11 protein-coding genes are annotated in these 9,890 nt (G+C 64.3%); 2 read left to right on the top strand and 9 right to left on the bottom strand.

Translation table 11 applies throughout. The features are described from left to right. The 9 genes from KDH09_06260 to KDH09_06300 all read right to left on the bottom strand — a co-directional run. On the bottom strand, window positions 1–522 hold a 522-nt coding region (locus KDH09_06260), incomplete at its 3' end, for a hypothetical protein (GenBank protein ID MCB0219282.1). Between the two features lie 97 nt (window positions 523–619). Further along, window positions 620–2,188, bottom strand: coding sequence for a hypothetical protein (locus KDH09_06265; protein MCB0219283.1), 1,569 nt, complete (start codon window positions 2,186–2,188; stop codon window positions 620–622). Next, window positions 2,185–3,174 (bottom strand): hypothetical protein, encoded by a 990-nt coding sequence (locus KDH09_06270; GenBank protein ID MCB0219284.1) that lies wholly within the window; start codon window positions 3,172–3,174, stop codon window positions 2,185–2,187. The genes KDH09_06265 and KDH09_06270 overlap by 4 nt, the downstream gene beginning before the upstream one ends. 67 nt (window positions 3,175–3,241) lie before the next feature. Further along, window positions 3,242–3,757 carry a methylated-DNA--[protein]-cysteine S-methyltransferase gene (locus KDH09_06275; GenBank protein MCB0219285.1) on the bottom strand — a complete coding sequence of 172 codons (516 nt, stop codon included), beginning with the start codon at window positions 3,755–3,757 and terminating at the stop codon, window positions 3,242–3,244. A 129-nt stretch (window positions 3,758–3,886) separates the two neighbouring features. Next, entirely contained in the window at window positions 3,887–4,369 is a 483-nt protein-coding gene (locus tag KDH09_06280; protein ID MCB0219286.1) for a hypothetical protein, read from the bottom strand. A gap of 47 nt (window positions 4,370–4,416) precedes the next feature. Next, a complete protein-coding gene (locus tag KDH09_06285) occupies window positions 4,417–4,644 on the bottom strand; it encodes a hypothetical protein (GenBank protein ID MCB0219287.1) in 228 nt (75 codons plus the stop codon). 123 nt (window positions 4,645–4,767) lie between these two features. Continuing rightward, the gene (locus tag KDH09_06290) at window positions 4,768–6,516 is read right to left on the bottom strand and encodes a carbamoyltransferase (protein MCB0219288.1); all 1,749 of its coding nucleotides are present in this window, start codon (window positions 6,514–6,516) and stop codon (window positions 4,768–4,770) included. After that, window positions 6,513–6,782, bottom strand: a complete 270-nt coding sequence (locus tag KDH09_06295; GenBank protein ID MCB0219289.1) for a hypothetical protein — start codon at window positions 6,780–6,782, stop codon at window positions 6,513–6,515. Before KDH09_06295 ends, KDH09_06290 begins: the two co-directional genes overlap by 4 nt. Continuing rightward, window positions 6,779–7,972: an acyltransferase gene (locus tag KDH09_06300; GenBank protein ID MCB0219290.1), complete on the bottom strand. Its 1,194-nt coding sequence runs from the start codon at window positions 7,970–7,972 to the stop codon at window positions 6,779–6,781. The genes KDH09_06295 and KDH09_06300 overlap by 4 nt, the downstream gene beginning before the upstream one ends. A 195-nt stretch (window positions 7,973–8,167) precedes the next feature. On the opposite strand from KDH09_06300, the gene KDH09_06305 reads away from it, so the two are divergent. Further along, on the top strand, window positions 8,168–9,403 hold the full coding sequence (locus tag KDH09_06305; protein MCB0219291.1) for a hypothetical protein: 1,236 nt from the start codon (window positions 8,168–8,170) through the stop codon (window positions 9,401–9,403). Window positions 9,404–9,476: 73 nt separating this feature from the next. Continuing rightward, entirely contained in the window at window positions 9,477–9,890 is a 414-nt protein-coding gene (locus tag KDH09_06310) for a PaaI family thioesterase (GenBank protein ID MCB0219292.1), read from the top strand.

Raw genomic sequence — 9,890 nt, forward strand, 5'->3', positions numbered from 1 at the left:
GGTGGAGAGTTCCCAGACATCCGTTCGCGCCTGCAAGGTCGCCCCGCGCACCCAGAGGTGATCCGAGCTCGCCGAAAAGGCGACCTGCCCGATCAAGGACTTTCGTGGATCGACAAATACCCGGATTTGTTCACGTCGTTTCCAGTCGAAGAGACGGACTGTGCCATCCATCATACCCAGCGCAAGATAGCTGCCGTCACCGGAGAAACCCGCCGAGTAGAGATGGGGCGCCTCGTGCATGAGCAACCGGCCAGTGTACTCAGCCCCGACACGCCCCAGGCGCAGCTGGCCTACCCCCACATTGCGAGCGGTGTCCCAGATATTCGCCCACGCACGCTGCGCCCCGCCCACCACAAAGCGGCCGTCTGGACTGAATACCCCAACGCCCGCCTGCAGGGAGCCGGGAAGCACCTGCACGCTCTGATGGCCTGCTCGCAGGTAGCCCCCTTCGGCGAGCCACCCCGCCGTGAAGGCAACCACTACGACAAGCACACGCAGCATGTAATGTGTTCGTTTTTCCATTGGGTTCAATTGAACTCATTACAACGGATACTACTGGACGAGGCAATCAGAGAGCTGGTTCGGGGATCGAGCGACTCGAATTGCTACAGCAGCGGAACTACCTGAACAGGTCGTCGACGACGTTGCCGGTGCCGGCTGTTGCCGACGTTCCCTGGAAGTTGCGGTGAGCGATGCCGTGGCAGCCAAACGCGAGCGCGCTGCTGGTGAGGTTCTTGCCATCGAGGGTGGCAACCGCGCGCGACCATTCAAGGCACCAGCCCTTGCTGCCCACGCTTCGCAGGTAGAGGGTGTTGCCCGAGGCGCGGCCCGTGAGCGTCTCGAAGAGCGGCGCGCCGGAGCTGCGCTCGACCATGCCCGTGAACTTGCTGCCGGTAATCTCGCCGGTGATGGTGGCGGGGAACTGCAGGAGCTCGCCGCCCTCGACCATACCGATGTTCCCGTCCCATTCGAGTTCGCCGAAGACCGCGGGCGGGGTGCCGCCAAGTCCCGCGCGCAGGCCCGGCAGTGCCCACTCGGCCGTGAACATCAGACAGATGAGGAGCCAGATGCCGCTGAAGAGTCCGAGCGGCACGCTCTTGGAAATGAATTCGAGCGGCGCAATCGACTGCGCGATGGTGCGGCTGAGCGGCCCGATCAGCATCACCGCCCGCGTTACCGCCGCGACGAGCGCGATCAGCGGGATCGGTCCGGCGAATGCAAACCAGAAGATGCTGAGCGAGAGCGTGCGCCCGCATCCAAGGCTCGATGCCGTGCCCAACAAGGCGCCCGCGCGAAGACAGCCCGAGAAATTCACCGCGGCTGCAATGGCCACCACGAGCGCCCAGACCATCCAGCAGCGGAAGGCCAGGCCAACCGAGACTGCGACCAGGTTCGTACTGGTGGAGAGATCGCCGTGCTCGTCGTATTCGAGCATGCGCACGCCGTTGACGGTCTTGGTGCCGGCCTTGAGCTTGGGACGCTTCGAAGGATCGACCGCTTTGACGCCCTCCGGAAGAACGGGGCCCATGGTGGTGGGCTGCGCGGTATACTTTCGCTCAGCCACCTTGGCCGCCGGACGCGGGCGCGAGGCAAGCGGCGTGCTTCCCTTGGAGGGCGGCGCGATCTTGGGCTTGCCACCCGGTGGAGTCGCCGCAATCTTCTGCGGGCGCTGCCGTCGCTGGCCGAAGATCCATACGAGCAGCATGTAGACAAAGGCCGGCGCGAGCACGATGCCAAGGCTCGCCTGCGCGGCAGCATCGATCTGGCAGAGCGCGCGCTGCGCATCTTCGCCGCCGCAGGCGCGCGCCATGGCGAGCGCCTTGCCCGCAAAGAGCGAAGCGATCACTCCGGCGAGCGTGATGGCAATCTCCGGAGGCACCTTTGTCGAGCTGCGCTGGCTCCCCTGCCCCATCGAGAAGCGTGCCGCGGCCAGGAAGCCGACTACGAGGCCCGGCCCGCCAAGGGCGCGCAGCAGGAACTGCTGAAACGGCAGGCCGCACTGGAAGCCCGTGCAACCCTGCAGGAGCGAGCGGTAGATTCCGTATTCCCGCCACAGCCACACGCCCCAGGCCAGCAGCCCCACGCCCACCAGCGCGTCGACGACGATGTAGAGCGCCGAGGGCGGCGGCATGGGCTCCATCTTCAGGGGCTCGGCCGGGCGGTTGGGATTGAGTTTCTCTTCGCTCACTGCGCGCCTCCAAGAAGGCCCGCGATGCGAAGCTCCGAAGTTTCTTTTGTCACGAGCGAATAGAGAAGGCGATGGGTGCCGGGCTCGAATTCCAGCACGGCGGGCCCGCCCGGGCGCACGTCCTCGTCCTGATGCTCCAGTGCGAAGACACCGGTGATCGCGTTCCAGGCGAGAAGCCTTCCGTCGCGCGCCCCCGCGGCCAGATATTTCGAGTCCGAGGACCACGCCAGCGAAGCGAGCGTGGCGTCGGGCTTTGTCAGCGCGCGCTCAAACTTGCCCTTCGCGCTCCAGATGCGCACTTCGCCTTCGGAGAGCGCGAGCGCCAGGTGCAGGCCGTCGGGTGAGAAGGCCAGCGCCGCCGGGGCGCCGTCGAAGTCACTGATGCGCGCGAGCCTTTCGCGCCCGTCACCCGAATAGAGCTGGATCTCGCCGCCGCTCGCGACGGCGACAACGTCCTCCGCAGCCGAGGCGGCAATCGCCAGCCCGGCACCCGGACGCGCGATCGCTTTGCCGGAATCCAGGTCCCAGACCTCGACCCCCGAAGAGCGTGTCCACAAATGGCGACCGCCGGAAGTGAAGGCCACCTCCCGCACGAAGGCTCCGCTTGTGTTGAACTTTTTGAGCAGCGCGCGGGTTTTCCACAGATAGACGTGCGCGCTGCCGTCGGAGAGTCCGAGTGCCAGGCGCGTTCCGTCGGGAGAGAAGGCCGCACTCAGGATCCGGTCGCCCGGGGGCGCCGCGGGCAACGCGCTGCCGGCGCTGTTCTTCTCAACGTCCCACACGCTCGCCGATTCCCCGGCACCGCCCACGACGAGGCGGCCGTCGGGGCTGAAGCGCGCCCATGCGGCATCGGCCGATCCCGGAAGCGACTGGGGCCCGGCGTCGAAGGCGACGCTCAGGAAGCCCCCGCCCCAGAACCAGCCAATGGCGGCGGCGACCAGCATGAGGGTCGCACGAATGCCCTGGGTTTTTGAATTAGCTGCCATGGACGCGTTGCGCCCGATTTAAGTGGATTGCCGGGCCCGCGACAAGTGCCGCGCCCCAGAAATCGCCCTATCCGACCAGTCGGAGCTGCTCGGAGCCGAAGTGCCAGCCCTCGATTTCGAGGAGCCCGCGCTTGAACTCGAGCCCCCCGGCATAACCGGTGAGCGCGCCGGTGCTGCCGATAACCCGGTGGCAGGGCACGACGATGGGCAGCGGGTTGGCTCCGTTGGCCGCCCCGACCGCGCGCGAGGCAGTGGGCGCCCCGATCACTTTCGCGATCTCGCCGTAGGTCGCGGTCTTGCCGTAGGGCACCTCGCAGAGCGCGGCCCAGACCTTCTGCTGGAAATCGGTGCCGGCCGGGTCGAGCCTCAGCTTGAACGTGCGGCGCTTTCCGGCGAAATACTCGGTGAGCTGGCGCGCCGCCTCTTCAAGGAAGGGCGCGCCTTCCTGCCAGGCCGGATCGATGGCCAGCGGTTGCGTGCACTTCTGGAAGGAAATGTGGGTGAGCCCGCGCTCGGTGCCGACAATCAGCACCGGCCCCAGCGGCGAATCGATCTTCGTATAAGCGGTAGTGGCGGCAGCCATGATCCCCTCCCTGACGCGCAAGCGCCATGCACAAAGTGAAGCTCAGGCTATCAAAGCCCGCGTTGGATTTCCAGAGAAATTTACGGTTTTTGTTCGGCAGTGATTTCAGGGGGTTGGGTAGGGCCACGCCTAGCGACGCGCATTGATAGAGAGACCGACACACTCTTTCGTGTCGGGATTGCAGGTCGCGCCCCAAAAGCAGGTGCCGCCACCTCTGATTGTTACGAGCCTGGTCTGCCAGTCCGGAAAATCGCTCCAGAGTGCTCGGCAGAATCCACTGACTGCAATCGCTCGCCGGCCGTCCCGTGTGATTCCCACATACTGCAGCCGGTAGTCGCCGAACTGCTCGAGAATCATGCCAGCTCGTTCGTCTGCGCTCTCGCGCAAGACCGCGCGAAGTCCCCTCTGCAGCCCTTCAATATGCTCGATTTCGGGCTTCCAGAAGGGACGATTGCTCTCATCGAAGAACTGTTCGAGCCCTGAAGCCGGAAGCACTGCATGCGTGCTGGCACCAGATGCTGGAGTTTCTGCTGCGTGATGTGCGCAACCGATCAATGACAGTGGCAACACCATTGCCGCAACAAACGCAATTCGCATCCAGATTCGAAGCATACTGGCACGTTACGCACAATCGGTGACACGGGCAATGCCGCCGGAAATCAGAAAATCGTATAGATAAACGGCGCGATCGCGCTGCCGTGGGTCATCACGATCAGGATGCTGAGCAGGAGCAGGATGACCACGATGGGCCCCAGCCACCACTTCTTGCGCACGCGCAGGAAGTCCCAGAACTCGGCAAGGATGCCCAGGCGCTCGCGCAGGCGCACGAAGAAGCCGCGCTTGGCGGGGACCTGTGATTCGACTTCGGGGGTGTTCTCTTCGGCCATATTGCCTCTTCCAATCGGCTGTCATTCTGAGGGGCGCGCTGCGCCCCGAAGAATCGCGTCCGTGCCGCCTCCAACCGATCCTTCGCTGCGCTCAGGATGACAGCCGGTGGGGCCGCGCAAAGACTAGTCCCTCTCGAACTGCTGGTTCCAGTCCTCGCCCTCGATCTGCTCGGGCATCTCTTCCTTGCGCAGGATGAACGAGCCCATGACCAGGGCGTCCATGTGGGTGCGCATGAAGCAGCGGAAGCTGTCCTGGGGCGTGCAGACAATGGGCTCGCCGCGGACGTTGAAGCTCGTGTTGATGAGCACCGGGCAGCCGGTCAGTTCATCGAAGGCCTTGATGATGTCGTAGTACTCGGGGTGCTGCTCGCGGGTGACGGTCTGGATGCGCGCCGAGCCGTCCACGTGGGTGACCGCGGGGATCGTGCGCTTATTCTCGTGCACCTGGGCGACCAGCAGCATGTAGGGGCTGTCCTTGCCGCGCAGGTCGAACCAGTCCTCGGCTTTTTCGGCCAGCACCACCGGCGCGAAGGGGCGGAAGCTCTCGCGGAACTTGATCTTGAGATTCACCCGCTGCCAGTTCTCTTCATTGCGCGGGTCGGCGAGGATGCTGCGCCCGCCAAGGGCGCGCGGTCCGAACTCCATGCGCCCCTGCATCCAGCCCACCACGGCCTGATCGGCGATGAGCTTGGCAGTCTCTTTCACCATCTCTTCGGGCGAATATTTCTTGTAGGGAACGCCGAGTTCCTTGAGATAGGTCTCGATTTCCTCGTCGGGGTATTTGGGTCCAAGGTAGACGCTCTTCATGCCGCCGTTGCGGGGGTTGCCCAGCAACGAGTGCCACACGTACGCGGCCGCGCCGATGGCGCCGCCTGCATCACCGGCGGCGGGCTGCACGTAGATGTTCTCGAACTCGGTCTCGCGGATGATGCGGCCGTTGGCCACGCAGTTGAGCGCCACGCCGCCGGCCAGGCAAAGGTTCTTGCTGCCGGTCTGCTTGTGCAGGGTGCGCGCGATGCGCAGCATCACTTCCTCGGTAACAAGCTGCACGCTCGCCGCCATGTCCTTGTGGAACTGGGTGAGTTCGGCTTCGTCACCGGCGCGCGGGGGCTGGCCGAAGACCTTGTCGAACTTGGCGTTGGTCATGCGAAGGCCGGTCGCGAAGTCGAAGACCTTCATGTTCAGGTGGAAGGAACCATCGTCTTTGATCTCGATGATCTCGTCCATCATCTTCTGCGCATATTTGGGCTCGCCGTAGGGCGCCAGGCCCATGACCTTGTACTCGGCCGAGTTCACCTTGAATCCAAGATAATAGGTCAACGCCGAGTAGAGCAGGCCGATGGAGTGGGGGAAGCGGATCTCGCGGGTGAGCTCGAACTTGGTGCCCTGCCCGTATCCGAGGCTCGTCGTTGTCCACTCGCCCACGCCGTCGGCGGTGCAGATGGCCGCTTCCTCGAAGGGGCTCATCAGAAAGCTCGACGCCGCGTGGGACTGGTGGTGCTCGCCGAAGAGGATCTCGCCCCCGAAGCCGGGCAGCTCATCGCGGATGTGGGTTCGCACCCAGAGCTTGTCTTTCAGCCACACGGGCATGGCCTTGAGATACGAACGGATGCCGCGCGGGAAGGTGGCCAGATACGTCGTGAGCAGGCGCTCGAACTTCACGAAGGGCTTGTCGTAGAAGGCGACGTAGTCGAGGTCCTTGTAGGTGATGCCGCCTTCCTGCAGGCAGTACTCGACGGCGAGCTTCGGATAGCCCTCGTCCTGCTTCTTGCGCGAGAAGCGCTCTTCCTGCGCGGCGGCGACAACCTCGCCGTCCTGCATCAGGCAGGCGGCCGAGTCGTGGTAGTAGGCGCTGATTCCAAGGATGTTCAAAACTGCCTTCTCCATGCCTCGACATCGATATTGTCGCTGTGGTGCTCTTCCCAGAAGGAGTTCTCGGAGTGCTCGATTTTCTTGATGCGCAGCGGGTCGCTCACCAGCCGCAGGATGATGCCGATCGGCGCGAAGGCGACGATGTAGACGATCCCCAGCAGGACGCGCGAGTTGAAGTCGGCGATCTTGTCGGCGATGGGCTGCCACCAGTCCATCACGGTGCGCCACAGGGATTTCTTTTGGGTAGCTTCAGGCTGTTTCTTCATTGACGCTCAGCATGCTCCACGGGTTTCGCAATGGCGAACCGGTCCTTCAGAGCAAGGAAGTGCCTTTCTAGCAGATGCCAGCTAAGCCAGGCAAAGCCCAGCGAGATGGCTGCCACAATGACGTTCTGGGCCAGGAGAGCGGGAATCTCCGAACCCAGGAGGGTCGGATACCGGGGCTTGCTCCACAGGGCGGGAGCCACATAGTTCCGGGCCAGAGAGATGGCCGGGATGTGCAGCAGGTAGACCGCGTAGCTGTATTTGCCCCACACCCGCAAAAAGCGGCTGGCGAAGATCCGGTGCAGGATGCTGCCGGGCTCCGCCCGAATGGCCGAGAGCAGCAGCGAGCCGAACATCAGGGCGAAGAAGCTCATCCCGATGAGGCCCGTCGGCATGATGCGCGGCCGGGCATCGCCCGCGGCCACCATGCAGGCCACGGTTCCAATCACTCCGACCGGCAGGGTGATACGCAGCCAGCGCCCCAGGCGCTCCATCCCGCCGGGGGTGCGCACCACCAGCGCGATGAGCGCCCCCACCGTGAGCCCGTCCAGATGCGTCGGCGTCACCGCGTAGGAACCGATCATCCACCAGGGATCGACCTGGTAGTAGAGAACCGCGCGCAACACCGATGAGAGCAGGAAGATGGCCATGCAAAGGCGGATCATCGCTTTTCGCGAGAGCAGGTACACCAGCATGGGCCAGACCATGTAGAACTGCTCTTCGATGGCCAGAGACCAGGTGACCCCCAGCGCGCGGATGCCCGAGTCTTCCTTGAGATAGTTCTGCAGGTAGGCGAAGTGCCACCAGGCGCTCTCCCCAAAGGGCGCCTCGGGGCGCCGCTGCGACCACACGATCAGCATGACGATGAGGAACGCGTAATAGAGCGGAAAAATGCGCAGCACGCGCCGGCCGTAGAAGGACTTGAAGTAGTTGGGCGCCTCGCGGCTGTCGCTCAGGATGCCGGTAATGAGAAAGCCCGAGAGGACGAAGAAGAGCTCGACGCCCGTCCAGCCGGCCATGGAGAACTGCCAGACCCACCAGTCGAAACCGGCCGTGGGCTCGCTCATCCCGGTGGCCACGTGCAGGGCCACCACCAGCAAAATGGCCAGTCCGCGCACGCCGTCGAGCACGGGCACATGCCCGCGCAGGTAGGCGGGGCGATGATCGGCTGATGGCTGGTCGGTTTGGGTCATGTGCCAGGGGTTCTGGGAGCGTGAGGCCTCACCACGCGGGCGGCACTTTGTCCGATACGCCCCCTGGAGTCCACCCTGCCCGCTTGCGGGCCCCGCCCCGGAAATTGACGGCGCCGGGGCCTGCGACCACTATGGGGCCCCACGGCCGGGGCGGCAGCGTCCAGGTCGGCTCTCAACCCCTGGAAACCACCTTTCATGGCAGATGAGTCCCAAGCCAAACCCTCCGTACTGCGCAGCGTCGCCCTCAACCTGGCCCTGCTGCTCGCGACCATTGTGGTGAGCCTGCTGGTCCTTGAAGGGGCCATGCGGCTGATTGCCCCCCAGCGCAACCTGCTCGAATCCATCGGCGAGGTCACGGTGCTCTCGCCCGCCGGGGAGACCACCCACATCTACGGCGACGAAAAGCTCGGCCTGATGACCCGGCCGAACCTGCGCTACCGGCTGGGCAAGGGTGAGTTCACCCTCGAAGTGCAGACCAACTCCGACGGGTTTCGCGGCCCCAACTTCGATGAGATCGTCGGAGACAAACAGGACGTCGCCGCCTTTACCGGCGACTCCTTTCTCTGGGGCTGGGGCGTCGATATGCCCGAGCGCTTCTCCGATAGAATCGCCGCCGCGATTCCCGAGTATGCGTGGCTGAACCTGGGCATGTTCGGCACCGGCACGGGCCAGCACTACCTGCACTGGCGCGAGGTTGGAAGGCGCTACCACCCCAAACTCGTGGTCGAGTGGTTCTTCGACAACGACGTCGATGACATCCTCCAGCGACTCGCCCGCTTTCCCAAGCCCTACTTCACGCTCGATGATTCCGGCATGCTCACCGAGCACGCCCCCGATCTCTCGCTCAAGCAAAAGCAAAAACCCTTCCTGGGACTGCGGCGCTACCTGCGCTCGCACTCCCATCTGTACGTGTTCATCAAGTCCCGCATGAGCTTCAGCGGCGAGGGCGAGGTCCCCATGGCCATCCACCTCAAGAAACCGCCCGAGCAGGTCCAGAAGAAGCTCGATCTGCTCATCGCGATCCTCACCCGCTACGCCAGAGACGTGCAGGAAGCCGGCGGCGTCTTCGCTCTGGCCATGATTCCCTCCACCACCAGCATGGAGACCGACGGGGTCTACCGCACCTATGACTGGGGCGACGTGCAGCGACAGTGGAAACTTGACGGGAACGACTACGACTTCGACGCGCTGGGCATGCGGCTTCGCGAGTGGGGCGATGCCCACGGGGTCCCGGTCTTCGTACCCCGCCACCAGCTCAAGGCGCTCGAGGACGCGGGCACCCGCCTGTATTTCTCCCACGACGGACACCTCAACCAGCGCGGGCATCAGGCGATTGCCGATGCCTTCGTGCGCGATTTCTGGCCGACCCTTGAAGGCGCGCTCGCCGTGCGGGCAGGAAGCGCCCCGCCCCCAGGCGGGGGCGAAGAGTAAGCTGCGCTTAATTGCCCGCATGCGACGTGCGGGCTATCAAGCCTCCACATTCCAGCACGCGAGAGCCAAGACCATGAGCAAGCATGCCAACAACCCCGCCGTTGCCTATTTTCCGGGCGTTCCCTTCCACCAGCACCTGGGCGTCGAAATTCTTGAAACCGCCGACGACTACGTGAAGATGCGCCTTCCCCACAAGAAGGAACTCACCGGCGGCGGCGATGCCTACCACGGCGGCGTGGTTGCCTCGCTCATGGACTGCGCCGGGTCGCTGGCCTGCTATTGCGGTCACGACCTGAGTAAGGGTTTCCGGGGCTCCACCGTGACGCTGACCATCCAGTACATCTCCGCCGCCCGCGGCGAGAACCTCATCGCCGAGGGCCAGGTCAACAAGCGCGGCAAGGAGCTCATCTTCTCCGACGTTACCATCACCACCGAGAGCGAGGGACGCCTGATTGCCAAGGGCGTGCTGGTGTATCGGTTGGTGTGA

The organism is Chrysiogenia bacterium (assembly GCA_020434085.1).
Lineage (GTDB): Bacteria > JAGRBM01 > JAGRBM01 > JAGRBM01 > JAGRBM01 > JAGRBM01.

Excerpts from the sequence above, each read along its gene's own strand:
- KDH09_06270 (MCB0219284.1), bottom strand. The coding sequence starts at position 3,174 with ATGGCAGCTAATTCAAAAACCCAGGGCATTCGTGCGACCCTCATGCTG.
- KDH09_06275 (MCB0219285.1), bottom strand. The coding sequence starts at position 3,757 with ATGGCTGCCGCCACTACCGCTTATACGAAGATCGATTCGCCGCTGGGG.
- KDH09_06280 (MCB0219286.1), bottom strand. The coding sequence starts at position 4,369 with ATGCTTCGAATCTGGATGCGAATTGCGTTTGTTGCGGCAATGGTGTTG.
- KDH09_06285 (MCB0219287.1), bottom strand. The coding sequence starts at position 4,644 with ATGGCCGAAGAGAACACCCCCGAAGTCGAATCACAGGTCCCCGCCAAG.
- KDH09_06295 (MCB0219289.1), bottom strand. The coding sequence starts at position 6,782 with ATGAAGAAACAGCCTGAAGCTACCCAAAAGAAATCCCTGTGGCGCACC.
- KDH09_06300 (MCB0219290.1), bottom strand. The coding sequence starts at position 7,972 with ATGACCCAAACCGACCAGCCATCAGCCGATCATCGCCCCGCCTACCTG.
- KDH09_06305 (MCB0219291.1), top strand. The coding sequence starts at position 8,168 with ATGGCAGATGAGTCCCAAGCCAAACCCTCCGTACTGCGCAGCGTCGCC.
- KDH09_06310 (MCB0219292.1), top strand. The coding sequence starts at position 9,477 with ATGAGCAAGCATGCCAACAACCCCGCCGTTGCCTATTTTCCGGGCGTT.